21 protein-coding genes are annotated in these 23,533 nt (G+C 66.1%); 7 read left to right on the plus strand and 14 right to left on the minus strand.

All coding sequences use genetic code 11. From position 1 onward, the window contains the following. Positions 1-85 precede the first annotated feature (85 nt). The 3 genes from AABQ55_RS18185 to tam all read left to right on the plus strand — a co-directional run bounded on the left by AABQ55_RS18185 (position 86) and on the right by tam (position 2,911). Complete coding sequence (locus AABQ55_RS18185) at positions 86-1,126, plus strand: zinc-dependent alcohol dehydrogenase family protein (RefSeq protein ID WP_272806022.1); 1,041 nt, start codon at positions 86-88, stop codon at positions 1,124-1,126. 349 nt (positions 1,127-1,475) lie between these two features. Continuing rightward, on the plus strand, positions 1,476-2,126 hold the full coding sequence (locus AABQ55_RS18190; protein ID WP_244766946.1) for a haloacid dehalogenase type II: 651 nt from the start codon (positions 1,476-1,478) through the stop codon (positions 2,124-2,126). A gap of 11 nt (positions 2,127-2,137) precedes the next feature. After that, positions 2,138-2,911 (plus strand): trans-aconitate 2-methyltransferase, encoded by a 774-nt coding sequence (gene tam, locus AABQ55_RS18195; RefSeq protein ID WP_272806023.1) that lies wholly within the window; start codon positions 2,138-2,140, stop codon positions 2,909-2,911. Here tam and AABQ55_RS18200 read toward each other — a convergent pair whose 3' ends face one another. After that, entirely contained in the window at positions 2,912-4,558 is a 1,647-nt protein-coding gene (locus tag AABQ55_RS18200; RefSeq protein WP_272806024.1) for an alpha/beta hydrolase, read from the minus strand. It abuts the gene before it with no gap. A gap of 175 nt (positions 4,559-4,733) precedes the next feature. Here AABQ55_RS18200 and AABQ55_RS18205 point away from each other — a divergent pair, with 175 nt between their 5' ends. Next, entirely contained in the window at positions 4,734-5,117 is a 384-nt protein-coding gene (locus AABQ55_RS18205) for a DUF1801 domain-containing protein (RefSeq protein WP_272806025.1), read from the plus strand. A gap of 284 nt (positions 5,118-5,401) precedes the next feature. Here the strand turns inward: AABQ55_RS18205 and rpoD are convergent, their stop codons facing one another. The 6 genes from rpoD to AABQ55_RS18235 all read right to left on the minus strand — a co-directional run bounded on the left by rpoD (position 5,402) and on the right by AABQ55_RS18235 (position 11,854). Beyond that, positions 5,402-7,456: an RNA polymerase sigma factor RpoD gene (rpoD, locus tag AABQ55_RS18210; protein WP_244766950.1), complete on the minus strand. Its 2,055-nt coding sequence runs from the start codon at positions 7,454-7,456 to the stop codon at positions 5,402-5,404. Positions 7,457-7,873: 417 nt separating this feature from the next. After that, positions 7,874-8,221: a GFA family protein gene (locus AABQ55_RS18215; RefSeq protein WP_272806026.1), complete on the minus strand. Its 348-nt coding sequence runs from the start codon at positions 8,219-8,221 to the stop codon at positions 7,874-7,876. A 14-nt stretch (positions 8,222-8,235) separates the two neighbouring features. Further along, the gene (gene tdh, locus AABQ55_RS18220) at positions 8,236-9,273 is read right to left on the minus strand and encodes an L-threonine 3-dehydrogenase (protein WP_272806027.1); all 1,038 of its coding nucleotides are present in this window, start codon (positions 9,271-9,273) and stop codon (positions 8,236-8,238) included. 33 nt (positions 9,274-9,306) lie between these two features. After that, positions 9,307-10,494, minus strand: coding sequence for a glycine C-acetyltransferase (locus AABQ55_RS18225; RefSeq protein WP_272806028.1), 1,188 nt, complete (start codon positions 10,492-10,494; stop codon positions 9,307-9,309). Positions 10,495-10,540: 46 nt separating this feature from the next. After that, positions 10,541-10,996 (minus strand): GFA family protein, encoded by a 456-nt coding sequence (locus AABQ55_RS18230; RefSeq protein WP_272806029.1) that lies wholly within the window; start codon positions 10,994-10,996, stop codon positions 10,541-10,543. 129 nt (positions 10,997-11,125) lie between these two features. Beyond that, positions 11,126-11,854, minus strand: coding sequence for a class I SAM-dependent methyltransferase (locus AABQ55_RS18235; protein ID WP_272806030.1), 729 nt, complete (start codon positions 11,852-11,854; stop codon positions 11,126-11,128). A 133-nt stretch (positions 11,855-11,987) separates the two neighbouring features. Between AABQ55_RS18235 and AABQ55_RS18240 the strand changes: the two genes are divergently transcribed. Then, positions 11,988-12,758 (plus strand): SDR family oxidoreductase, encoded by a 771-nt coding sequence (locus tag AABQ55_RS18240; RefSeq protein ID WP_272806031.1) that lies wholly within the window; start codon positions 11,988-11,990, stop codon positions 12,756-12,758. Positions 12,759-12,774: 16 nt separating this feature from the next. Here the strand turns inward: AABQ55_RS18240 and AABQ55_RS18245 are convergent, their stop codons facing one another. Both AABQ55_RS18245 and recQ read right to left on the minus strand, forming a co-directional pair. Next, complete coding sequence (locus AABQ55_RS18245) at positions 12,775-13,254, minus strand: VOC family protein (RefSeq protein WP_244766957.1); 480 nt, start codon at positions 13,252-13,254, stop codon at positions 12,775-12,777. A 73-nt stretch (positions 13,255-13,327) separates the two neighbouring features. Then, a complete protein-coding gene (recQ, locus tag AABQ55_RS18250) occupies positions 13,328-15,190 on the minus strand; it encodes a DNA helicase RecQ (protein ID WP_272807494.1) in 1,863 nt (620 codons plus the stop codon). A 145-nt stretch (positions 15,191-15,335) separates the two neighbouring features. Here recQ and AABQ55_RS18255 point away from each other — a divergent pair, with 145 nt between their 5' ends. Then, a complete protein-coding gene (locus tag AABQ55_RS18255; RefSeq protein WP_272806032.1) occupies positions 15,336-15,719 on the plus strand; it encodes a VOC family protein in 384 nt (127 codons plus the stop codon). A 15-nt stretch (positions 15,720-15,734) separates the two neighbouring features. On the opposite strand, the gene dnaG is transcribed toward AABQ55_RS18255, so the two are convergent. The 3 genes from dnaG to AABQ55_RS18270 all read right to left on the minus strand — a co-directional run bounded on the left by dnaG (position 15,735) and on the right by AABQ55_RS18270 (position 18,847). Then, positions 15,735-17,723 (minus strand): DNA primase, encoded by a 1,989-nt coding sequence (gene dnaG, locus AABQ55_RS18260; protein WP_272806033.1) that lies wholly within the window; start codon positions 17,721-17,723, stop codon positions 15,735-15,737. Positions 17,724-17,808: 85 nt separating this feature from the next. After that, on the minus strand, positions 17,809-18,147 hold the full coding sequence (locus AABQ55_RS18265; RefSeq protein WP_244766960.1) for a hypothetical protein: 339 nt from the start codon (positions 18,145-18,147) through the stop codon (positions 17,809-17,811). A 250-nt stretch (positions 18,148-18,397) separates the two neighbouring features. Beyond that, the gene (locus tag AABQ55_RS18270; protein WP_244766961.1) at positions 18,398-18,847 is read right to left on the minus strand and encodes a GatB/YqeY domain-containing protein; all 450 of its coding nucleotides are present in this window, start codon (positions 18,845-18,847) and stop codon (positions 18,398-18,400) included. Positions 18,848-19,170: 323 nt separating this feature from the next. On the opposite strand from AABQ55_RS18270, the gene carA reads away from it, so the two are divergent. Continuing rightward, positions 19,171-20,379 (plus strand): glutamine-hydrolyzing carbamoyl-phosphate synthase small subunit, encoded by a 1,209-nt coding sequence (carA, locus tag AABQ55_RS18275; RefSeq protein ID WP_272806034.1) that lies wholly within the window; start codon positions 19,171-19,173, stop codon positions 20,377-20,379. Between the two features lie 267 nt (positions 20,380-20,646). On the opposite strand, the gene AABQ55_RS18280 is transcribed toward carA, so the two are convergent. Beyond that, the gene (locus tag AABQ55_RS18280) at positions 20,647-22,032 is read right to left on the minus strand and encodes an MATE family efflux transporter (RefSeq protein ID WP_272806035.1); all 1,386 of its coding nucleotides are present in this window, start codon (positions 22,030-22,032) and stop codon (positions 20,647-20,649) included. Positions 22,033-22,183: 151 nt separating this feature from the next. Continuing rightward, entirely contained in the window at positions 22,184-23,437 is a 1,254-nt protein-coding gene (locus AABQ55_RS18285; protein ID WP_272806036.1) for a TCR/Tet family MFS transporter, read from the minus strand. Positions 23,438-23,533: the final 96 nt, after the last annotated feature.

The following is a 23,533-nucleotide window of genomic DNA, read 5'->3' on the forward strand; positions in this document are numbered from 1 at the left end:
GAATGGGTGCATCAGGCCTTATCATGGGTGGCGCCGTTGAGGGCATTCGGGGCGCATGCGATACAAAGGCGGAAGGGAGATCACCATGCGCGCGATGTATTACGAAGCCTTCGAGGCGACACCCGAGATCCGCACCCTGCCCGACCCGACGCCGACGCCCGGCGGCGTGGTGATCAAGGTGGAGGCGACGGGGCTCTGCCGCTCCGACTGGCACGGCTGGATGGGCCATGACCCGGATATAAGCCTGCCGCATGTGCCGGGCCATGAGCTTGCCGGAAAGGTGGTGGCCGTCGGCAGGAATGTGCGCCGTTTCCGCGAGGGCGAGCGGGTGACGGTGCCCTTCGTCTCCGGCTGCGGCCATTGCGGCGAATGCCGCTCGGGCAACCAACAGGTTTGCGAAGAGCAGTTCCAGCCCGGCTTCACCCATTGGGGCTCCTTCGCCGAACTCGTCGCCATCGATTTTGCCGACCACAATCTCGTGCACCTGCCGGACGCGATCGACTATGCGACGGCCGCCAGCCTCGGCTGCCGCTTCGCCACCTCCTTCCGCGCCGTCGTCGACCAGGCGCGCGTGACGGGCGGCGAATGGGTGGCCGTGCACGGCTGCGGCGGGGTGGGCCTCTCCGCGATCATGATCGCCGCCGCGCTCGGCGCCAATCCCATCGCCATCGACATTTCCGCGGAGAAACTGGACTTCGCCAAGAAGATGGGCGCCGTCGCCACCATCAATGCGCGCGAGGTCGCCGACGTCGCGGAGGTCGTGCGCGAGATCACCGGCGGCGGGGCGCATGCCTCGGTCGACGCCCTCGGCTCGCCCGTCACCTGCTTCAACTCGATCCGCAACCTGCGCCGGCGCGGGCGGCACGTGCAGGTCGGCCTGATGCTCGCCGACCATGCGACGCCCCAGATTCCCATGGCCCAGGTCATCGGCCACGAACTGGAAATCTACGGCAGCCACGGCATGCAGGCCTGGCGCTACGACGCCATGCTGGCAATGATCGAAAGCGGCAAGCTCACCCCGCAACGGCTGATCGGCCGGCATATCAGCCTGGAGGAAGCCGTGCCCGCCCTGACGGCGATGGACAAGGCAACCGACCTCGGCATCAGCGTCATCACGCGGTTCTGAAAGGGGCATCCTTCATCCCGCTGCCACGCCCTTCTCTGCCTGCGGCAAGGCCGTCGCATATGGAGTGCGACGTTGCCCCATCCCCTTCTCCCCCGCGGGGAGAAGGGGATGGGGGACGGTTTCCTTCCCTGTACGATGGCCCTGCTGCGGACAGAGAGAAGAAAGGGAGGCGAAGTTCCTCCCAACCAATACGCGTTCGGGAAGGGGAAAAGCGCGCCACCATTTCCTTCTTCCCGTTTACGGGGAGAAGGTCGCGGCAGCGGGATGAGGGGCGGGCGCCAAATAATTTGACATTCCCACGTCGATGGCGACCAATCGCCGTCGACAATGCCAGAAGGAATCGCCGCCCATGTCCCATGCCGCCTATGTCTTCGACGCCTATGGCACGCTGTTCGACGTGCACGCGGCAGTGCGCCGCCATGCGGGGGATGTCGGGCCGAACTACCAGATCTTTTCCGAGATCTGGCGGGCCAAGCAGCTCGAATATTCCTGGACGCGGGCACTGATGGGCGCCTATGCCGATTTCTGGCAGCTCACCGAGCAGGCGCTCGACTATACGTTCAAGCGCATCGGCGGCGTCGATCCGACGCTGCGCCAGAAGCTGCTCGACGCCTACTGGAAGCTCGACTGCTATCCGGAAGTGCCGGCCGTGCTGAAGGCGCTGAAGCAGCGCGGCGCGCATATCGCCATCCTCTCCAACGGCTCGCCCGCCATGCTGGCCTCGGCGGTGAAGAACGCCGCGCTCGACACCGTCATCGACGACATCTTCTCGGTCGATGCGCTGAAGACCTACAAGACCGCCCCCGCCGTCTACGATCTCGTGACGACGAACTACCGGCTCTATCCGAATGCCGTCTCCTTCCAGTCCTCCAACCGCTGGGACATTGCCGGCGCGACGAAATTCGGCTTCCGCACCGTCTGGATCAACCGCAGCGACATGCCGGACGAGTATTTCGACCTCGGTCCCGCGCTGATCCTGCCGTCGCTCGAAAGCCTCTGAACGGAGCCGCCATGGCCTGGTCCGCCGCGCAATACCTGAAATTCGAGGACGAGCGCACCCGCCCTGCCCGCGACCTGCTGGCACAGGTGCCGGCCGACCTTGTCGCCGGAACCGTCTACGACCTCGGCTGCGGGCCGGGAAACTCGACAGAGCTGCTGGTGGAGCGCTTTCCCGGCCGGGGCGTGCGCGGCGTGGACAATGCCGGCGACATGCTGAAGGCCGCGCGCCGGCGCCTGCCCGGCGTCGATTTCGTCGAATGTGACCTTCTGAAATGGCGCCCGCACGAGCCGGCTGCCCTGCTCTTCGCCAATGCCGCCTTCCAGTGGCTGCCCGATCCGGTGGCGCTGATGGCGCGGCTGGTGGAGGGCTTGCGGCCCGGCGGCGTGCTGGCCGTGCAGATGCCGGACAACCGCAACGAACCCTCCCATCTCCTGATGGAGGAAAGCGCTCTTGCCGGCCCCTGGCGGGGCGCTCTTGCCGAGGGCACGCCACGGCGCGGTCCGATGCCTGATCCGGCCGCCTGTTTCGACGCGCTCGGCCCGAAGGCCGCCCGCGTCGATGTCTGGCACACCGTCTACAACCATCCCATGGCGGATGCGGCCGCCATCGTCGACTGGGTGAAGGCGACGGGCCTGCGTCCCTATCTCGACCGCCTGCCGGCCGGAGAGCACGACGCCTTCCTCGCGGACTACGAGAACCGGATCGCGAATGCCTACCCGCCGATGGCCGACGGGCGCCGGCTGCTGCGCTTCCCGCGGCTCTTCATCGTCGCCGTCAAGGGCTGATCATCGCCCCGCGCGGAACCTCTCCTTGAGTCTCGCGATGTCCGCCGCACTCCAGTCCGTCACGTCCGTCACGGCGATCCACGGATCGACATAATGCTCGCCGGCATAGACATGGCCGAGCCCCATCGGCGTCGTGGTCGCCATGGCCATGTCGAGCGTCAATTGCAGGAAGGTGACGACCGGATACCATTCGAAATCCGGCGAGACATCCGGCCCGCGCGGCACGGCCATCCAGGCCGGCTGCCGGTAGAAGGCATAGGGATCGTAGAAGGTGATCGGGTCGCTGGCATACTGCAGGTAGACGATGCGCATCGGCCCCCAATGGTCGCCCACCGCAGGCAGCACGTTCTTCTGGCTGGTGAAGCGCACATAGGAACCGTCACGGAAGCGCGGCAGCCAGGCGGGCGTGCCGGGATTGCGGTCCGCCGTCATCTTGCGCCAGATGCGGCTCGGAAACGGCGGGCCGGCCCACAGCGCCCCCTGGTAGGGATCGCCGATCACCTCGAAGAGTTCGGCCGACTGTTCCGACGACAGCGCGCCGAGGCTGAGGCCGTAGAGATAGAGCTTTGGTCTCTTGTCCTTCGGCAGGCTCGTCCAGTGGCCGTAGACCGCGCGGAAGAGCGCCCGCGCGGCCTCGGCGCCGTAATCCGGCTCGGCGAGCAGCGAAAGCCAGCTGGCGAGATAGGAATACTGGATGGCGACGCTGGCGATGTCGCCATGGTGCAGGTACTCGACCGTGTCGATGCCCTCCGGATCGATCCAGCCGGTGCCGGTCGGCATGACGATGACGAGCGTCGCGCGCTCGAAGCCGCCGACACGGATCAGCTCGTCGAGCGCGACCTTTGCCCGCGCCTCCGGCGTCTCGGCGGCGTTGAGGCCGGCATAGACGCGCAGAGGCTCCATCGCCGGCCTGCCCGTGAAGGCGGCGATGTCCTCTCCCGTCGGTCCGCTCGCCACGAAGGAGCGGCCCATGCGGCCAAGCTCGTCCCAGCGCACCAGCGAGGCGGTGCTGCCGGATTTTCTGAGATCGGAAGGTTCGGCCGTGTCCGGCTCGATCACCTGGTCGAGCCGGCGGAAGGAGGAATCGGCCGTGTGCAGCACGAAGCGCACCAGAATGCCGTCGGCCAGCGTCCAGAATAGCGTCGCGGCCAGCGCCGTGCCGATGACGGAGGAGAGCCGCCGCGGCGCCGCCCGGCGCGAGGTCCTCGCGAACAGCCGGGCGAGAAAGGCGAAGAGCCGCCCGAGGCCGAAGAGCACGAGAAAGACGGCGAGCGCGATGAGCCCGACATAGAAGGGATGCGCCGTCTCGATCGGCGGCAGGTGCATCAGCGTGCGGATGGAGTTCTGCCACTCCGCCGTGCGCCAGAGGAAGACCAGCGCCACGACGCCGCAAAGGCCCCCCGCGCCCGCGGCAAGCCAGAGACGGACCCGGTCCTTCGGCTCCGGCAGCTCGAGCCAGAACCACAGCGCGGCAAGCGCCACGCCGAGCCCGTAGCCGCAGGCCATGGCGACGCCCGAAAGCACGCCCTGCGTGACATAGGTGCGCGGCAGGAGGCTCGGCGTCAGCGAGGCGGCAAAACACAGCGTACCCAGGATCAGCCCGGTGGCGGAGAAGGAGAGGACGAAGCGCCAGAGCCGATCCCGCATGACTACCCTTCCGTCGTTCCATTCACCTTGCACGGGCAAGCCTTGCACGGCGGCGGGAGCGAGGCAATCCGCACGCCGGCTCGTGTTCGGCAAAAGCCCCCGCATCCACAGGCCAAGACCGTCGCCCTTGCCGGCCGTTCGCGGTAAGCTCCGGCGGTTTCGGGAGGAGAGCAGAATGCGCAAGGAAAAACCGGCGGACAGCCCGGATGCCTATGTCGTGGCCCTCGACGGCTGGCGACGCGAGACCGTCGAGAGGCTGCGCGCCGCCGTCCTTGCCGCAGGAGCGCTGGAGGAGCGCATCAAGTGGGGTCACATCGTGTGCTTTTCCAACGGCCCGGTGCTGTTGATCCGCGCCGAGGCGGCCCGCGTGCTCTTCGGCTTCTGGCGCGGCAAGCGGCTGCGCGAGATCGAGCCGCGGCTGAAACCCGGCGGCAAATACGAGCTGGCGACGATGGTCTACGTCGAGGGAGATCCTGTGGATGCGGCGGTCGCCGAACGGCTTGCGAGCGAGGCGGTGCACTTGAACGCCGAGATCGGTGATCCGACGAGGAGTTCCTAGAACAGTTCCAGCCGAAGCGAAATCGCTTCAGCGTCGGATAATGGTTCTAGATGAGTTGTGGGCCGCCCCTCTTCTCCGAGCTGTCTTGTAGCACTGCCATCTCTCCTCCGTCATCCTCGGGCTTGACCCGAGGATCCATGCTACGAACTCAAGCTATGCCGCGGGACGTGGGGATCCTCGGGTCAAGCCCGAGGATGACGGAGGAGAGGTGTGTGCCCTGATTCCATAAACAAAAAAGCCCCGCGACCTCTCGGTCACAGGGCTCGTTTCATCTCACCGTCGCCTCAGCTGTCGAGGAACGAGCGCAGCTTGCGCGAGCGGCTCGGGTGCTTCAGCTTGCGCAGCGCCTTCGCCTCGATCTGGCGGATACGTTCGCGCGTCACCGAGAACTGCTGGCCGACCTCTTCGAGCGTATGGTCGGTGTTCATGCCGATGCCGAAGCGCATGCGCAGCACGCGTTCCTCGCGCGGCGTCAGCGAGGCCAGCACGCGGGTCGTCGTCTCGCGCAGGTTCGCCTGGATGGCGGCGTCGATCGGCAGCAGCGCGTTCTTGTCCTCGATGAAATCGCCGAGGTGGCTGTCTTCCTCGTCGCCCACGGGCGTTTCGAGCGAGATCGGCTCCTTGGCGATCTTCAGCACCTTGCGCACCTTTTCAAGCGGCATGGCGAGCTTTTCGGCAAGCTCTTCCGGCGTCGGCTCGCGGCCGATCTCGTGCAGCATCTGGCGCGAGGTGCGCACGATCTTGTTGATCGTCTCGATCATGTGCACCGGAATGCGGATCGTGCGGGCCTGGTCGGCGATCGAGCGGGTGATCGCCTGGCGGATCCACCACGTCGCGTAGGTCGAGAACTTGTAGCCGCGGCGATACTCGAACTTGTCCACCGCCTTCATCAGGCCGATATTGCCTTCCTGGATGAGATCCAGGAACTGCAGGCCGCGGTTCGTGTACTTCTTGGCGATCGAGATCACGAGACGGAGGTTGGCTTCCACCATCTCCTTCTTGGCGATGCGCGCCTCGCGCTCGCCCTTCTGCACCATGTGCACGATGCGGCGGAATTCCGAGATGGAGATGCCGGTCTCGGTGGCGAGATTCTGGATCTCCTGGCGGATGTCGCGGATCGTCGTGTTCTCGCTCTTGGCGAATTCCTTCCAGCCGCGGGCCGCAAGGTTGGCGATCGACTTCATCCAGTTCGGGTCGAGCTCCGCGCCGTTATACTGTTCGAGGAACGAGTCGCGCTTGACGCCGTAGCTCTCGGCAAGGCGCAAGAGGCGGCCCTCGTTCTGCACGAGGCGCTTGTTGATGTCGTAGAGCTGCTCGACGAGGCTGTCGACGCGGTTCTGGTTGAGCGACAGCGACTTGACGGCGGTGATCAGCTCGTCCTTGAGTTCCTTGTAGCGGCGCTCCTGGGCGGGCGAGAGCGTGCCGGTCGCCTGCAGGCGGGCTTCCACCTGCTGGTCCTGCAGCTTGCGCAGCTTCTTGTAGGTCTCGGCGATCGTGTCGAGGGTCTCCATGACCTGCGGGCGCAGTTCCGCTTCCATGGCGGCGAGCGAGAGGTTCGACTCGTCGTCGTCCTCTTCCTCCTCCTCCGGCGGCAGGCCTTCGCCGCCGACATTGGTGATGTCGTCGTCGTTGGCGGCACGGGGCTTGCGGGTCTTTTCCTTCTCCTCGGCCGCCTTGCGGTCGGCCTCGATCTTCTCCGGCGACTGGAACTGCGGGGCAGCCTTCGCCTCGGGACCGGAATAGGTCGTCTCGAGATCGATGATCTCGCGCAGGAGGGTCTGGCCCTCGTTGAGTTCATCCCGCCAGATGATGATGGCCTGGAACGTCAGCGGGCTCTCACAGAGGCCGGCGATCATCGTCTCGCGGCCGGCTTCGATGCGCTTGGCAATGGCGATCTCGCCCTCGCGCGACAGGAGCTCGACGGAACCCATCTCGCGCAGGTACATGCGCACCGGGTCGTCCGTGCGGTCGGTCGGCTCCTTCTTCTTGGCGGTCGCAAGCGCGGTGCCGCCGGAAGCGGCCAGCTCCCCGCCTTCGCCCTCGTTGTCGTCGTCGCCGCCGTCTTCCTCACCGCCCTGGGCCGCCTCTTCGGCGTCCTCGTCCTCGATGACGTTGATGCCCATGTCGGAGAGCATGGCCATCGTGTCCTCGATCTGCTCCGAGGTCACTTCCTCGGACGGCAGGACCGAATTCAGCTCGTCCATGGTGACATAGCCGCGCTTCTTGGCGGCCTTGATCATCTTCTTGACGGCATCGTCGGAAAGATCGAGAAGAGGGCCGTCGGATGCGCCTTCGCGTTCGTTTTCGACTTCCTCGTTCTCTTTGACCTTTGTCGCCATTTATTTCGTCGCTTTCCTGAGCATCAGTTTCCAAGCGGTTAGGGGCTCCGCGCCGATCGCCTTCCGGCGTCGTTAGCGCGAATCAGCGTCCCTGACCTAACGGATTGACAATTAAATCCCGATTAACCACATCCCGGCCCTCGGGCGTGTGGCGATGTTGCCGAAGCAACACAATTGACATGACTTCCCGATCCGCCGTACCCATTCCTTCTCAGCCAACAATGGTGATTCCCAGAATTTTCGGTTACGTCAAGCTTTTCCGGCAAAAAAGCCGGAAAAGGTTCCGATTCGGGTTCGCGGACAGGAAAGTCGGCGGATCCGGGCGATTATCCCTCATGTAGGCGCCCTTCAGAAAAAGACAAGGGCCGCCAATCGCCCGGAAATCAATGTCTTGCGCCGACCGATTCGCCCTCCCGGTCAAAAAGAGCGCCCGTCGACCTTGTTGATCGTCAGGGCCTCCAGATCGATCGCCGGAATACAGCGCAGATTGACCGCCGCCATCCTGTTTCCTTTCGGGTCGCTTCCCTCGCCATAGGGCGCGATGCCGCACTTGGCGCAGAAATGATGCTGGATGACATGACGGTTGAAGGTGTAGGTCGAGACATCCTCCTTCGGCGTGGTCAGGCGCAGGTTTTCCGCGGGCACGAAGGCGAGCAGGCCGCCGCGTCGGCGGCACATCGAACAATTGCAGTCGAGCCCGCTATCGAACTCGCCCTCCACCTCGAAGGCGACGGCGCCGCAGTGACAGCTTCCCTCGTATTTCATGTCCAGACCTCCTGTTAATTCCAGTCCATGACGACCTTGCCGGAATTGCCCGAGCGCATCGCCTCGAAGCCGTCACGGAATTCATCGATCCTGATGCGATGGGTGATGATCGGCGCAAGATCGAGCCCGCCCTGCACGAAGGCGATCATCTTGTACCAGGTCTCGAACATCTCGCGGCCATAGATGCCCTTCAGCGTCAGCATCTTGAAGATCACCTTGTTCCAGTCGATGCCGAAACCGTCGGGCGCGATGCCGAGGATGGCGATCTTGCCGCCATTGTTCATCGTGTCGATCATCGAGCGGAAGGCCGGCGGCGCGCCGGACATTTCCAGGCCGACATCGAAGCCCTCCGTCATGCCGATCTCGGTCATCACCTGCGAAAGGTCCTCCTTCGAGGCGTCGACGACATGATCGATGCCGACCTTGCGGGCGAGATCGAGGCGGACGGGATTGATATCGGTGATCACGACCTTCCGCGCGCCGGAGCGCTTTGCCACCATCGCCCCCATGATGCCGATCGGCCCGGCACCGGTGACGAGCACGTCCTCGCCGACGAGGTCGAAGGACAGCGCGGTGTGCACGGCGTTGCCGAACGGGTCGAAGATCGCCGCCACCTCGTCGGGAACATCATCCGGGATCGGCACCACATTGTGCTCGGGAATGCAGACGAATTCTCCGAACGAACCCGGCCGGTTGACGCCGACGCCCTTGGTATAGTGGCAGAGGTGCCCCCGGCCGGCGCGGCAATTGCGGCACTTGCCGCAGAAGATGTGCCCCTCGCCCGAGACCCGCTCGCCGACATGGTACTTGGTGACGGCCGAGCCGATCTCGGCGATCTCGCCGACGAATTCGTGGCCGACGACCATCGGCACGGGGATCGTCTTCTGCGCCCACTGGTCCCAGTTCCAGATATGCACGTCCGTGCCGCAGATCGCCGATTTCTTCACCCGGATCAGCACGTCGTTCGGGCCGACCTCCGGCACCGGAACATTTTCCATCCACAGGCCGACTTCAGGTTTTGCTTTAACCAGCGCACGCATCATGTTCGACATGACGAAATCTCCGCAAGGGATTCAGACGATTCTCTAAATGACGCCCAGTTCACGCCCGACTTCGGCAAAGACCTCGATCGCCTTGCGAACGTCCGCCTCGCCATGCGCCGCCGACATCTGGGTGCGGATGCGCGCCTGGCCGCGCGGCACGACAGGGAAGGAAAAGCCGATGACGTAGACGCCCTTCGCCAGCATGCGCGAGGCCATTTCCTGCGCGAGGCTCGCATCGCCCAGCATGACCGGGATGATCGGATGCCCCTCGCCCGCAAGCGTGAAGCCGAGCTTCGTCATCTCGGCGCGGAAGAGATCGGCATTGGCATAGAGGCGCTCGCGCAGCGCATCGCCATTGTCGATGAGATCGAACACCTTGAGCGAGGCGGCCGCGATGACCGGCGCCAGCGTGTTGGAGAAGAGGTAGGGCCGCGAGCGCTGGCGCAGCCACTCCACAACCTCCCGCCGGCCGGACGTATAGCCGCCGGAAGCACCGCCCAGTGCCTTGCCGAGCGTGCCGGTGATGATGTCCACCCGCCCCTCCACGCCGCAATGCTCGGCCGAGCCGCGGCCATGTTTTCCCACGAAGCCGACGGCATGGCTGTCGTCCACCATGACCATCGCGCCGTATTTTTCCGCAAGGTCGCAGACGCCCTGAAGGTTGGCGATGATGCCGTCCATCGAGAAGACGCCGTCCGTGGCGATCATCTTGAAGCGCGCGCCTTCCGCCTTCTTCAGCTCCTCCTCCAGGCTCGCCATGTCGTTGTTGGCATAGCGGAAGCGCTTCGCCTTGGAGAGCCGCACGCCGTCGATGATCGAGGCGTGGTTCAGCGCATCGGAGATGATGGCGTCCTCCTCGGAAAGCAGGGTCTCGAAGAGGCCGCCATTGGCGTCGAAGCAGGAGGAATAGAGGATGGTGTCCTCCAGCCCGAGGAAGGACGAGATGCGCGCTTCCAGCTCTTTGTGCTCCTCCTGCGTGCCGCAGATGAAGCGCACCGAGGCCATGCCGTAGCCGTAGCGGTCGAGCGCCTGCTTGCCGGCCTCGGCCAGGTCCGCGTTGTCGGCGAGGCCGAGATAGTTGTTGGCGCAGAAGTTCAGCACGCGCTCGCCCGAGGCGACGGCGATCTCGCCGGCCTGCTTGGAGGTGATCACGCGCTCCGACTTGTAGAGGCCTGCGGATTTGAGGCCGTCGATTTCGGACTGGAGATGGGCGATGAAGGCGGAGGTCATGGGCACGCACTCGCGGAAATGATGGAAAGGTTCAGGCGGCGACGGCTCAGGCCGCGCTCGCCGCATAGGCGCCGATCAGTTTCTCGTAGTCCTCCATCGGCGGGAACTTTTCATAGCTGTGCGCGGCCGGCGTCTGCGCCCAGGCGAGCTTTTCGCTTGTATAGGTCTCGATGAACGGGCTGTACCAGCCGGTCTCGTCCAGCATGGTCGGCCGCACATTGACGAAGAAATCGAACCCGGCGGGCCGGGTGAACATCCAGGTCATGCAATCCGGGCAGAAATGATGGCCGGCCTCCGCGCTCGCCCCGGCGACGGCGGGATCGCCCGCGATGACGGCAAAGCCCTCCGCCGGGATCGCCGCGCTCAGCGAATAGGCGCTGCCCGACATGCGCTGGCAGCCGGTGCAATGGCAGGCCATGGTGAGCATCGGCGGCGCGCTGATGCGGATTTTCACGCGCCCGCAGCGGCAGGCGCCGTCGAGCGGCAGGTCCGGTCTTTTCATGGGCACGGCTCCCCTTCCGTTAAACGCCGGCTTGTCGTTCTGATCATGGTGCCGGCGAATTGCTCCACTGCGATAGTTCTAGCGCAGCGGAAAGCGACGTAAAGGGTTTGCGCCGCTCTTTTCGCCGTTTCAGGACCGTTCGCAGGCGATCAGCAGGAACATCGGCCGGTTGAGCTCCACCTGCCATTCCGGATGTGCCGCAAGCTGCACCTCGCTCGGCTGCCATTCCTCGACATGGCGGATGGAAAAGCCGGCGGCGATCAAGGCATTGAGGGTCGTGCCGAGCGTACGGTGGTGCTTGACGACGCCCTTGGCGAGCCAGTCCGTCGTGCGCGGGCCTTCGACGAGATAACCGTCGACCGGCCAGACAGTCCGGCCGTCGATCTCCGCCCAATCCGGCCGGGACGGCGCCATGTAGAGCGGATGCTCGATGGTGAAGACGAAGGAGGCGCCCGGCACCAGCGCGGCATGGACGGTGCGCACCAGCCAGCCGAAATCCGCGATATAGTGGAAGGCGAGCGAGCTGTAGGCGAAATCGAAGGCCCCGGCCGGCAATTCCAGCCGGTCGAGATCGGCAATCTCGTAGCGGACGGCGGGAGACGCCGTCTCCGCCCGGGCGCGGGCGATCATGTTCTCCGAGAGGTCGAGGCCGAGCACGCTTTCCGCCCCCGCCTCCGCCGCGTGGCGCGCGAACCAGCCAAAACCGCAGCCGAGATCGACGATGCGCTTGCCCGCAAGGTCCGGCAGCAGCGCGCGCACCGCCTCCCACTCCGCCGCGCCTGCAAGGCCATGCACCGAACGGGGAAGACTGGAATAGCCCTCGAAGAAGGCGGGCTGGTCGTAGATGTTCTGGGCCATGGCGATCCTTTCGCACCGGAGATAGCGCCTTTTTGCGAAAGGACAAAGTCGTGCATTGCCGCGGGCCTGGCGGCCGCAGGGTTGACAGGACAGCGCTTGCCCTGTCCGGTGGCGGCGCGAAAGGATTTGGGCCATGACGATACTGGAAAGATTCTCCCAGAAGGGCCGCGTGGCGCTCGTCACCGGCGGCGGCCGCGGCCTGGGTTTCGAGATCGCCAAGGCGCTGGCCGAGGCCGGCGCCCATGTGGTGGTCACGGGCCGCACGGCCGCGACGCTCGACGGGGCGGTCGAGAGGATCGCGGCAGCCGGCGGCAGCGCCGCCGCGGCAGCCTTCGACATCGCCGACCGGACCGCCCAGCGCGCCGTGCTCGCCGGGATCGAACAGGCGCACGGCCGGCTCGACGTGCTCGTCAACAATGTCGGCGCCCGCGACCGCCGGCCGCTGTCGGAGATGGACGACGCGGCGATCGACGAATTGATCCGCACCGACCTTTCCGCCGCTGCGAGCCTCTCGCGTGACGCCGCCGCGCTGATGAAGCGCAACGGCCACGGGCGGCTGATCGCCATCACCTCGATCGGCGGCCATGTGGCCATGCCGAACGACGGCATCTACCCCGCCGCCAAGCACGGCCTCACCGGCCTCATGCGCAGCATGGCCGTCGAATACGCCCCGCACGGCATCACCAGCAACGCCATCGCCCCCGGCTGGTTCGCGACGGAAACCAACGCGGCGCTTGCCGCCGACGAGGGCCTGATGCCCTTCGTGCGCCAGCGCATCCCCGTCCAGCGCTGGGCCCGCGCCGACGAGATCGCCGGCGCCGCCCTGTTCCTCGCCAGCGACGCGGCATCCTTCGTCAACGGCCATGTGCTGGTGGTCGACGGCGGCATGACCGTCCGCATGTAGCGGCCGGGCCTGCGCCTCATCCGGCTTGCCGCGCCGCGGCCGCCTCCAGCGGCGCGATGTCGAGCTTGACCATCTGGAGCATCGCCTCCGTCACGCGCTTGACCTTCGCCTGGTCCGGATCGCTCATCAGCTCGCCGAGCCGCGTCGGCGCGATCTGCCAGGAAAGGCCCCAGCGGTCCCTCAGCCAGCCGCACTGCTCCACCGAGCCGCCGTCCCGCAGCGCATCCCACAGCCGGTCGAGGTCGCCCTGCGTCTCGCATTCGACCATGATGGAGAAGCTGTGGTTGAACGGGTCGAGCGGGCCGGCTTCGATCGCCATGTAGCGCTGGTCGCCGAGCGTGAAGCTGGCGATCTTCACGCTGCCCGGCGGACCGCTCGGCGTTTCGGCCGGAAGCGACGAGACCCAATGGACCGAGGAGCCGGGAACGAGCGACGTGTAGAAGCCGATCGCGGCCTCCATGTCCTTCTCGAACCAGAGATGCTGCGTAACCTTCATCGGACTGTCCTCCTTGCTTGAACCCACACAAGGACGAGGAGGACCGGAACGTTCCGACAGCGGCGCTAAAAAATCAGCCGCTGAATTCGTCGATGACGGCGAGGAAGGCGTCGCCGAACCGGTCGCGCTTGGAAACGCCGATGCCGGGAATGTCGAGCAGCTGCTCCCGGTCGCGCGGACGCTCCCTGGCAAGCGCGATCAGCGTCGTGTCCGGGAAGACGACATAGGGCGGCACGTCGAGGTCCTTGGCGATGGACAGCCGCTCGGCGCGCAGCAGCTCGAAGAGCTCGCGGTCGGAGCCCGCAAGGTTGGAGCGTTCGCGGGCGGCAGGAGAGCCGCCGGCCTTGCCCTTGCGCCCCGCCTGAGGGCGATCCTTGCGCAGGAGGACCTGCCGCTCGTGGCGGAAGACGGCGCGCGCCTCGGGCTCCAGCTTCAGCGCGCCATAGGCGGCGTGGTCGACGCTGATGAGGCCGGCCGCCAGAAGCTGCCGGAAGATCGACTGCCAGACGCGCCCGGCAATGTCCTTGCCCGCCCCGAAGACCGGCATGGAGGTGTGGCCGAAGCGCTCGGTCTTCTCGTTGACCGCGCCCACCAGCACGTCGATGACATGGGCGGCGCCGAAACGCTCGCCGGTGCGGTAGACGGCGGCGAGCGCCTTGATTGCCGCCTCCGTGCCGTCCCAGGTCTCGACCGGGTTGCGGCAGGTATCGCAATTGCCGCAATGGCCGGAATGGCTTTCGCCGAAATGCGCCAGGATGGCCTTGCGCCGGCAGCCGGCCGTCTCGCAGATGGCGAGCAGCGCCGTCAGCTTGGCGCGCTCGATGCGCTTGACCTCCTCGGACGCCCCGCCCTCGTCGATCATCTTGCGGCGCTGCACGACGTCGGCCATGCCATAGGCCATCCAGACCTCGGAGGGCAGGCCGTCGCGCCCGGCGCGCCCCGTCTCCTGGTAATAGGCCTCCACCGAGCCCGGCAGGTCGAGATGGGCGACATAGCGCACATCCGGCTTGTCGATGCCCATGCCGAAGGCGACCGTCGCGACGAGGCAGAGGTTCTCCTCCTTCAGGAAGGCATCCTGGTTGGCGTCGCGCACCGCGCGGTCGAAGCCGGCATGGTAGGGCAGCGCGCGAACGCCCTGCGCGTTCAGCCAGTCGGCCGTGTCCTCCACCTTGGCGCGCGACAGGCAGTAGACGATGCCGCTCTCGCCCTGGTGGCGCGAGAGGAAGCGCAGCAATTGCTGGCGCGCCTGGTCGCGCTCGGCGATCTCGTAGGAAATGTTCGGCCGGTCGAAGCTGGTGGTGAAGACCGCCGCGTCCTGGAGGCCGAGGCGCTCGATGATGTCGCCGCGGGTGTGCGGATCGGCCGTCGCCGTCAGCGCGATGCGCGGCACGCCGGGATAGCGCTCGCCGAGAACGCCGAGCGCCCGGTATTCCGGCCGGAAATCATGACCCCATTGCGAGACGCAATGCGCCTCGTCGATGGCGAAGAGCGCGATGCGCGCATCGGCGACGAGCTCGGCAAAGCCTTCCGTGACGATACGCTCGGGCGTGACGTAGAGGAGATCGAGCTCGCCCGCGCGCATGGCATCGCGCACGGCGAAGAATTCCTCGCGCGTCAGGGAGGAATTCAGCGCGGCAGCCCTGACGCCGAGTTGCTTCAGCGCCTCCACCTGGTCGCGCATCAGCGCGATCAGCGGCGAGATGACGATGCCGACGCCCTCGCGGCAGAGCGCCGGGATCTGGAAGCAGAGCGACTTGCCGGCACCGGTCGGGAACAGCACGACGGCATCGCCGCCGCCGACCACATGCTCGACCACCGCCTGCTGCTTGCCGCGGAAGGCATCATAGCCGTAGACGCGCTTGAGCACGTCGAGCGGATCGTCCGTCGGCGCATCGAACAGGGCGGCAAGGGGGGTGGAAGGTCGGGCTTCGATCATCATCTGCACTTTCGTTCCCCCCATTCTGACCAAGCGGGCGTGGTTCGGCAACCGCCCGCGCGCCGACGTCCACCGCTCAATAATGTTCTTGATTTGTTCCAATTTCAAGATAAGGTTGCAAAAAACCGACATGGGAGAGGCAGGAATGGATGTCTATGCAACCCTCGGCACATCGGACGCCGCGGCCACCACGCCCTTTTACGACGCCGTCCTCGCGACCATCGGCTGGGCCGTGCGGGCGGATTATCCGGGATTGCGCGGCTACACCAGAGGCGGCGGCCCCGACGGCTTCATCCTCTGGCTGTGCACGCCCTTCGACGGCGCGCCGGCAAGCCCCGGCAACGGCACCATGATCGGCTTTCCCGCCGCCTCGCATGACGAGGTGGGGGCCTTCTATGCGGCTGCCCTCGCCCATGGCGGAACGGACGAAGGCGCGCCCGGCCCGCGCCCGCATTACGGCCCCAACTGGTATTCCGCCTATGTCCGTGATCCGGTCGGCAACAAGCTCGCCATCGTCTACGACGAATGAGGACCGGGACGGCGGCTACTTGCCTGCCGGCCCCTTCACGCGGCCGGAGAGCACGCCGAAGCCCTCGATGATGGCTTCCTGGTTCTCCAGGCGCACGGTCTCCATCTGCACCTCCTGCAGCGCGCGAAGGATCTGGGGGACCCGTTCGCCGTCGCCCTCCTCGGTCGCCACGGCAAGCTCGCGCTCCAGCTCGCGGCGCTGCCAGAGCAGGGCGCGGGTGCGCTTGTGCAGAGCGAGTGCCTGGAGGAAGCCCTCGCGGGCATCCTCGGGCGCGGCCTCCGCCGTCGCGGTCCACAGGCGGGAGTTGCGGATCTGCTGGTCGAGCCCGCGCAGCAGCGTGTCGAAGCCTGCCGCCTCCAGTTCCTCGACCAGCCGGTCGCGTTCCAGCCGGGCGCCGACGGAGCCGGCAATGCCGAGCAGCGCCGACCAGAGCCGCTGCAGGTCGCGGTTCTCGTATTCGATGATGGCGATCTCGTCATAATCGCTGAAGAGCAGGCCCGGATGATTGACGACGGTGAGCGCCAGCACGCTTTCGCGCAGCGCCGGCAGCTCCTGCGCGCCACGCACCAGCGCCGAGCGCGCCAGCCGGTCGGAAATGCCCGAAGAGACGGACGTGCCCTGCGGCGCGCCGCTTCCGAGGCGTTGCCCCGCACGGCCTCTGCCGGCGACAAAGCCGCCCTGCCGTTGCGCGGGGCGGAAGAAGGCGTTCAGCCGGTCGCGCATGTTCTGCTGGTAGTGGCGGCGCACATCCTCGTCGGCGATCACGCCGGTGACCTGGCGCAGGCGCGCCTCGAGCGCCGCCCGGCTTTCCGGCGTCTCGAAACTCACACCCTGCACCTCGCGGCTCCAGATCATCTCGGCGAGCGGCCGGGCGCCTGCCATCACCTTGTCGAAGGGCGCGCGGCCCTCCTGGCGCACGAGGTCGTCCGGGTCCTTGCCGTCGGGCAGCAGCGCGAAGCGCACGGTGCGCTCCGGCTTGATGAAGGGCAGCGCGAGGTCGGCGGCGCGGTTCGCCGCGCGAATGCCCGCGCCATCGCCATCGAAGCACAGCACCGGCTCCGGCGTCATCTTCCACAACAGGTCGAGCTGGTTTTCCGTGAGCGCCGTGCCGAGCGGCGCAACGGCATTCTCGATGCCGGCCTGGTGGAGCGCGATCACGTCCATATAGCCTTCGACGGCGATCACCGTGCCAGCGGTCTTCTCGTCCTGTCCGGCGCGGCTCGCGCCCTGCGCGGCCTTGCGGGCCCGGGCGTGGTTGTAGAGTACGTTGCCCTTGTGGAAGAGCTCGGTCTCGTTGGAATTGAGGTATTTTGCCGGCGCGTCCGGCGACATGGCGCGCCCGCCGAAGGCGATGACCTTCTCGCGCACCGAGAGGATCGGGAACATGATGCGGTCGCGGAAGCGGTCGTAGGAGACCGGGATGTCCGGCCCGTGCACGACGAGGCCGCAAGCCTCGATCGCCTCCTTCGGCACGCCCTTGCCGGCAAGGAACTCCTTCAGCGCATTGCGGCTTTCCGGCGCATAGCCGAGCCGGAAGGTCTCGATGGTGCGCCCCGTCAGGCCGCGGTCGCGCAGGTAGGCGCGCGCCTTCGCGCCGGCCGGCGTCTGGAGCTGGTCCTCGAAGAAGCGGGCGGCCATCTCCATGACCTCGACGAGGCCGGTGCGCTCCTTCTCGCGCTGCTCGGCCTCGCGGTCGGGCTGCGGCATGGCGACGCCCGCCATGTCGGCGATCTGCTGCACGGCCTCCGGGAAGGACAGGCCGTCAAGATCGGTGAGGAAGCGGAAATGGTCGCCGGAGACGCCGCAGCCGAAACAATGGTAGCGGCCCTTGCGGTCCTCGCAGTGGAAGCTCGGCGACTTTTCGCCATGGAACGGGCAGCAGGCCCAGTAGTCGCCGCGCGACACATTGGTCTTGCGACGATCCCAGGTCACGCGTTTGCCGATCACCTCCGAAATGGAGACGCGGTCGCGGATCTCGTCTAGGAAGGCATTGGAAAAGCGCATGGGTCCCTCGGTCGGGGTCCATATAACCATGCGCGGCGCCCACCGCCAGCGATAGTCGCCTGCCCACAGCAATTCACAGGCACCGTCAGAAGCCCATGTCCGGCGCATAGAAGCAGCGCGGCGTGTCCTCGGTCGGGTAGAGACAGAGATGGTACTCGCCGTCCTGCGAGCGGCGCGTCATGTCCTGCGGCATGAGGAAGATGTGGCTGCGGGTGGCGAGGCGATGGTCGCCGGGCGCCAGCGTCACCCGGTAGCCGCCGGCGATGATGCGCACGGTGGTGGCGGGAATCATCTGGCAGTCACCGTTATGGCTGTTGCCGTTGCAGCAGAAGGCCTCGTACTGCCAGCCGCTCGCCGCGTCATGCGCGACGGCCGGCCCCGCAACAAGGAGCGGCGCGAGGGAAAGAAGGAACGTCAGACGCATCGGCTCGGCCTCCTTGGACGGCCACCGGGGCATTCAACGCAAAACATATCCGGCGGCATCGCATGCACTTCGCCGGGGCGAGCCGATGGGCGATCGCCGCCGCATCGTCGGGCTCCTGTTGACCGATACAACGGCAATCGGCGCGTTTGGTTCCCGCCGATTGCCCGGCATGCGTGCCGCGACGAAACCCACCCGCCGAACAGAAAGGGCGGCCGAAGCCGCCCCTCGTCCGGATAATGTCGTTACCGGCCTACTTCAGGAGGTCCTTCACCACGCCGGAGGCCTTGGCGAAATCCATCTGGCCGGGATAGCGCTCCTTGAGCACGGCCATGACCTTGCCCATGTCGCGCAGGCCCTGCGCGCCGATTTCGGCGATGGCCGCGGCGATGAGGTCCTTCATCTTGTCCTCGGCGATCTGCTCGGGCAGGAAGCTCTCGATGACCTTGATTTCCTCGCGCTCCTGCGCGGCGAGTTCCGGCCGGCCGTTCTCGGAGAAGATCTTGGCCGATTCCTCGCGCTGCTTGATCATCTTGGCGAGGATCTGCAGCAGTTCGTCGTTCTCGACCGGCCCCTTGCCGACACCGCGGTTGGCGATGTCGCAGTCCTTCAGCTTGGCCTGGATCAGGCGCAGCGTGGAGACACGGCAGGCATCCTTGGCCTTGAGTGCATCCTTGAGGGCATTTGCGATCGTATCGCGCATCATTTTCTCCATTGGAAGCCGCCGGCGCCGGATGCGCGGCTGGGCTTCGATCATCGTTCGATTGTGCATGCTCATAGACCGGCAAAGGGCCTGCCGGCAAACGGATTGCGCAAGCGATTGAATCTCAACGCTTTATAATTCCACGCAATCCACAGGCAACGGTTGACCCCGTCATCCGCTTTGTCTATTTTCCGGCACCTGCACGAAAATCGGCAATCAGGGCGAACCAACGCGGGCTTCCGCGCGCCTTTGCCTGCGATCTTAAATGGTGCCCGGTCCATCGGCTTTCAAGCCCGGGGCCAGGCGCCGGAAACGGGATACTCATGACCTCGACCCCCGCATGGACCACTGAAAAGCCGACCGCCCTGCTCGTTCTCGCCGACGGCACCGTCATCGAAGGCAAGGGCATCGGCGCCACCGGCAAGGTGACCGCAGAAGTCTGCTTCAACACGGCGCTGACCGGCTACCAGGAAATCCTCACCGACCCGTCCTATCTCGGCCAGATCGTCACCTTCACCTTCCCGCATATCGGCAATATCGGCGCCAATGACGAGGACATCGAGGACCTGACGCCCGCCGCCCGCCACGGCGCCGTCGGCACGATCTTCAAGGCCGACATCACCGATCCTTCCAACTACCGCGCCGCCAGGCATCTCGACGGCTGGCTGAAGGCCCGCGGCATCATCGGCCTTTCCGGCATCGACACGCGCGCGCTCACCGCCTGGATCCGCGAGAACGGCGCACCGAACGCGGTGATCGCCCACGACCCGAACGGCGTCTTCGACATCGAGACGCTGAAGGCGGAGGCGAAGGCCTGGAGCGGCCTCGTCGGCCTCGATCTCGCCAAGGTCGCCTCCTCCGGCCAGTCCTCGCGCTGGAGCGAGAAGCCCTGGGTGTGGAACGAAGGCTACGAGGACCTCGCCGAGGGCGACGTGAAGTACCACATCGTCGCGCTCGACTATGGCGTCAAGCGCAACATCCTGCGCCTCTTCAGCGGCCTCGGCTGCAAGGTCACCGTCATGCCCGCAACCGCCAGCGCCGACGACGTGCTGGCGCTGAAGCCGGACGGCATATTCCTCTCCAACGGCCCGGGCGATCCGGCGGCGACCGGCGAATATGCCGTGCCGGTCATCAGGAGGCTGATCGACACGGGCATCCCGATCTTCGGCATCTGCCTCGGCCACCAGATGCTGGGCCTTGCCGTCGGCGCCACGACCGAGAAGATGCATCAGGGCCATCACGGCGCCAACCACCCGGTGAAGGACCACACGACCGGCAAGGTGGAAATCGTCTCGATGAACCACGGCTTTGCCGTCGCCTCCGCCTCCCTGCCCGACGGCGTGGAAGAGACCCACATCTCGCTGTTCGACGGCACGAATTGCGGCCTGCGCCTTGCCGGCAAGCCGGTCTTCTCCGTGCAGCACCATCCGGAGGCCTCGCCAGGTCCGCAGGACAGCCACTACCTCTTCCGCCGCTTCATCAACCTGGTGCGCGAGAAGAAGGGCGAAGAGGCCATCCCCGAACGGGCGTAAGCCGTCGCCGATACCTCGCCTTCGTCATGGTCGGGCTTGACCTCGGCCATCCACGCCCCACCCGCGGCTTGGTTCCTCGGGTCGAGCCCGAGGATGACGGAGTGCTTGGAGCGATGTTTGCCGCCAAACTGAAGCCCCGGATATGGTCCGGGGCTTTTCTTTTTCCGAAGGAAGCCATTCCGTCGGGGAAGCATCCTGCGCGCAGTAGAGCAACAGGTCGTCATAATCGTTTCAATCCACGCTCCCGGAAGGAAGCGACCGAGAGGCTCAGGCGAGCCGATCGCCGCCGCGCTGCTTCACCAGCCGGTAGAATCGCCAGTTGAGCAGCACGGACGCCGCAGCGAGACCGGCGAGGAAGCCGAACCAGACGCCGATGCCGCCGAAGCCGGCCGGGAAGGCGAAGAACCAGGCGGCAAGGAAACCGATCGGCCAGTAGGAGATGACGGCCATGATCATCGGGATGCGCGTGTCCTTCAGGCCACGCAGCAGGCCGGCGGCGATCGCCTGCAGGCCGTCGACGAGCTGGAAGATGCCGGCAATCACCACGAAGGGGCCGGCGATCGCCAGAACGGCAGCGGAATCCTTGCCGGCCTTGTCGAGGAAGATCGAGGCGAGCGTCGTCGGGACGAGGGCGAAGAGGATGCCGCCGGCGACCGCGATGATCGCGGCGATGATCAGCACCGCCCAGGCGGCGCGCACGACGCCGAGATGATCGCCGCGCCCATGCGCCACGCCGACACGCACCGTGCCGGCCTGCGCCAGGCCGAGCGGGATCATGAAGGCGATGGAGGCGAGCTGCAGCGCGATGCCGTGGGCGGCCAGCTCCAGCGTGCCGATATTGCCCATCAGCAGCGAGGCGCCGGTGAAGAGGCTGACTTCCGCCAGCATGGTCAGGCCGATCGGCAGGCCGAGATGGACGACCTCGCGGAAGGCCGGCCAGTCCGGCCGCCAGAAGCGCACGAAGAGCTCGTAGCGGCGCATTTCCGGGCGTGACTGGATATAGGCCGTCAGCAGCACGAAGCTCAGCAGGTTGACGCCGAGCGAGACGATGGCCGCCCCCTCGATGCCCATGGCCGGGAAACCGAAACGGCCCAGCACCAGCGCATAGGCGAAGAAGGCGTTGACGGTCAGGATGACGATCGTGACGTAAAGCACGATGCCGGCCCGGCCATGCGCGCTGACGAGGCCGCGCAGCGTCATGAAGAGCAGCCCCGGCGCCATGCCCCATTGGGCGATCTTCAGGTAGCTGCCGGCCAGCGCCGCCACTTCCGGCTTCTGGCCGGCATAGAGCAGGATGCTTTCGGCATTGTAGAAGAGCGGCACCATCAGCATGGAATAGAGCAGCACCACCCACATGCCCATGCGCACCGCACGGCGCACGGAAACCGCATCGCCGCGGCCATAGGCCTGCGCCACCATGGGCATGACGGCATTGGCAAAACCCGAGCCGAGGATAAAGATCGTGAAGAAGAACTGGCTCGACAGAACGATCGCCGCCAGATGCGCGGCGCCGAGGCGGCCGAGGATGACCACGTCCGTCGTGTGAATGCCGAGCTGGGCGAGCTGCGCGCCGATCAACGGCACGCCGAGGGTGAAGGTCGCCCGGAAATGGGCGCCCCAGCGGTTGTCCTCGCGGTGCGGTGCCATGTGCATGATACTTCTCACTTTCGCATCGCTTCGGATCACAAGTTCCCGCCGCGATCAATCGAATAGATTTGATGCTTTCATCAAAAACGCCGTAATCCGGCTCCGTGCGGCGCTCGCGGGCGGAATTTTCGTCCGGATTTCCCGTTTTGAAAGCGCTTCAGGCCCTTTCCGCCGCCAGATTCCCGCTCGGACCCGCTCCGGCACCACGCAGCTTCACGACGAAGATCACGAGGCCGATGAAGAGCATCACGGCCGCGAGCGCGAAAGGCGCGCCGGCAAAGACGACCGGCGCGGCCGGCCCCGTGAAATGACTGAACACCTGGGTGAAGATCAGCGGGCCGATGATCGTCGTGATGCTGGAAACGCTCGTCAGCGCCCCCTGCAATTCGCCCTGCGCGGAAGGCGGAACGCGGGCCGAGGCGATGGAGCGCAACGGCGGATCGGCCAGGCTTTCGAGCGCCGTCAGCACGATCACCGCATAGATCATCCAGCCGTGGACGGAGGCGGCGTAGCCGGCAAGGCCGAGCACGGCGAAGGCGAGGCCGACGACGGCCGTGCGGAACTCGCCGAGCCTCGGCACGACGCGCGGCAGCACGAAGGCCATGACGATCGCCCCGCCGACCCCGAAAACGCCGAGCGACAGCCCGATCTGCCCCTCGCTCCAGCCGTAGCGCAGCGCCGAGACGAAGGACCAGACGGAAGGATAGACGGCATGCGCCAGCCAGTAACAGAAGAAGACGAGGCCGACCCACATGACGCCCGGATAGTTGCGCATCTGGAGGAGCGCGCCGAGCGGATTGGCGCGGGCAAGCTCGAAGCGGCGGCGGTGGGCCGTCTCCAGGCTTTCCGGCAGGAGGAAGCAGGCCGCGACGAAATTGAGGAAGGCGAGCACGGCCGCCCCGTAGAACGGGATGCGCGGGCCGAACTCGCCGAGCAGCCCGCCGATGACAGGCCCCAGCGCGAAGCCGGTGCCGAAGGCGATGCCCATCAGCCCGAAATTCTTCGCCCGCGTCTCGTCCGTGGAGACATCGGCGATATAGGCGGCGGCCGTGCCGAAGCTGGCGCCGCTGATGCCCGCCAGCACCCGGCCGACGAACAGCATCCAGTAGCTGGTCGCCAGCGCGCAGATGAGGTTGTCGATGGCGAAGGTGAGGATGCAGGCGAGCAGCACCGGCCGCCGGCCGAAGCGATCGGAGAGATTGCCGATGAAGGGTGCGAAGAGGAACTGCATGCCGGCATAGACGAGCAGCAGCCAGCCGCCGTCGATCGCCGCCTGGCTGATATCGTCGCCCGTCAGCTCGCGCAGATAGGTCGGCAGCACCGGCATGATGATGGCGATGCCGATCACGTCGAGGAACATGATCATGAAGACGAGAAGGAGCCCGCGCCGGGTGGACCTGGCATCGATCATGGCTTCACCCTTGGTAAGGATAGCGGCCCGGCACGCGCGGGCGAAATGTCAGGCGAAAACTTCTATTTCACTTTTTGCCGTGAAACAATCCGTGAA

Origin of the sequence: Shinella sp. WSD5-1 (assembly GCF_963942435.1) — a bacterium.
Lineage (GTDB): Bacteria > Pseudomonadota > Alphaproteobacteria > Rhizobiales > Rhizobiaceae > Shinella > Shinella yambaruensis.

Excerpts from the sequence above, each read along its gene's own strand:
- AABQ55_RS18200 (WP_272806024.1), bottom strand. The coding sequence starts at position 4,558 with ATGCGGGATCGGCTCTGGCGCTTCGTCCTCTCCTTCTCCGCCACCGGG.
- AABQ55_RS18280 (WP_272806035.1), bottom strand. The coding sequence starts at position 22,032 with ATGCACATGGCACCGCACCGCGAGGACAACCGCTGGGGCGCCCATTTC.
- AABQ55_RS18235 (WP_272806030.1), bottom strand. The coding sequence starts at position 11,854 with ATGGCCCAGAACATCTACGACCAGCCCGCCTTCTTCGAGGGCTATTCC.
- AABQ55_RS18225 (WP_272806028.1), bottom strand. The coding sequence starts at position 10,494 with ATGACCTCCGCCTTCATCGCCCATCTCCAGTCCGAAATCGACGGCCTC.
- AABQ55_RS18230 (WP_272806029.1), bottom strand. The coding sequence starts at position 10,996 with ATGAAAAGACCGGACCTGCCGCTCGACGGCGCCTGCCGCTGCGGGCGC.
- AABQ55_RS18270 (WP_244766961.1), bottom strand. The coding sequence starts at position 18,847 with ATGCGCGATACGATCGCAAATGCCCTCAAGGATGCACTCAAGGCCAAG.
- tam (WP_272806023.1), top strand. The coding sequence starts at position 2,138 with ATGGCCTGGTCCGCCGCGCAATACCTGAAATTCGAGGACGAGCGCACC.
- AABQ55_RS18215 (WP_272806026.1), bottom strand. The coding sequence starts at position 8,221 with ATGAAATACGAGGGAAGCTGTCACTGCGGCGCCGTCGCCTTCGAGGTG.
- AABQ55_RS18265 (WP_244766960.1), bottom strand. The coding sequence starts at position 18,147 with ATGCGTCTGACGTTCCTTCTTTCCCTCGCGCCGCTCCTTGTTGCGGGG.
- AABQ55_RS18185 (WP_272806022.1), top strand. The coding sequence starts at position 86 with ATGCGCGCGATGTATTACGAAGCCTTCGAGGCGACACCCGAGATCCGC.
- AABQ55_RS18240 (WP_272806031.1), top strand. The coding sequence starts at position 11,988 with ATGACGATACTGGAAAGATTCTCCCAGAAGGGCCGCGTGGCGCTCGTC.
- AABQ55_RS18205 (WP_272806025.1), top strand. The coding sequence starts at position 4,734 with ATGCGCAAGGAAAAACCGGCGGACAGCCCGGATGCCTATGTCGTGGCC.
- AABQ55_RS18285 (WP_272806036.1), bottom strand. The coding sequence starts at position 23,437 with ATGATCGATGCCAGGTCCACCCGGCGCGGGCTCCTTCTCGTCTTCATG.
- recQ (WP_272807494.1), bottom strand. The coding sequence starts at position 15,190 with ATGATCGAAGCCCGACCTTCCACCCCCCTTGCCGCCCTGTTCGATGCG.
- rpoD (WP_244766950.1), bottom strand. The coding sequence starts at position 7,456 with ATGGCGACAAAGGTCAAAGAGAACGAGGAAGTCGAAAACGAACGCGAA.
- AABQ55_RS18255 (WP_272806032.1), top strand. The coding sequence starts at position 15,336 with ATGGATGTCTATGCAACCCTCGGCACATCGGACGCCGCGGCCACCACG.
- AABQ55_RS18245 (WP_244766957.1), bottom strand. The coding sequence starts at position 13,254 with ATGAAGGTTACGCAGCATCTCTGGTTCGAGAAGGACATGGAGGCCGCG.
- AABQ55_RS18190 (WP_244766946.1), top strand. The coding sequence starts at position 1,476 with ATGTCCCATGCCGCCTATGTCTTCGACGCCTATGGCACGCTGTTCGAC.
- tdh (WP_272806027.1), bottom strand. The coding sequence starts at position 9,273 with ATGTCGAACATGATGCGTGCGCTGGTTAAAGCAAAACCTGAAGTCGGC.
- dnaG (WP_272806033.1), bottom strand. The coding sequence starts at position 17,723 with ATGCGCTTTTCCAATGCCTTCCTAGACGAGATCCGCGACCGCGTCTCC.
- carA (WP_272806034.1), top strand. The coding sequence starts at position 19,171 with ATGACCTCGACCCCCGCATGGACCACTGAAAAGCCGACCGCCCTGCTC.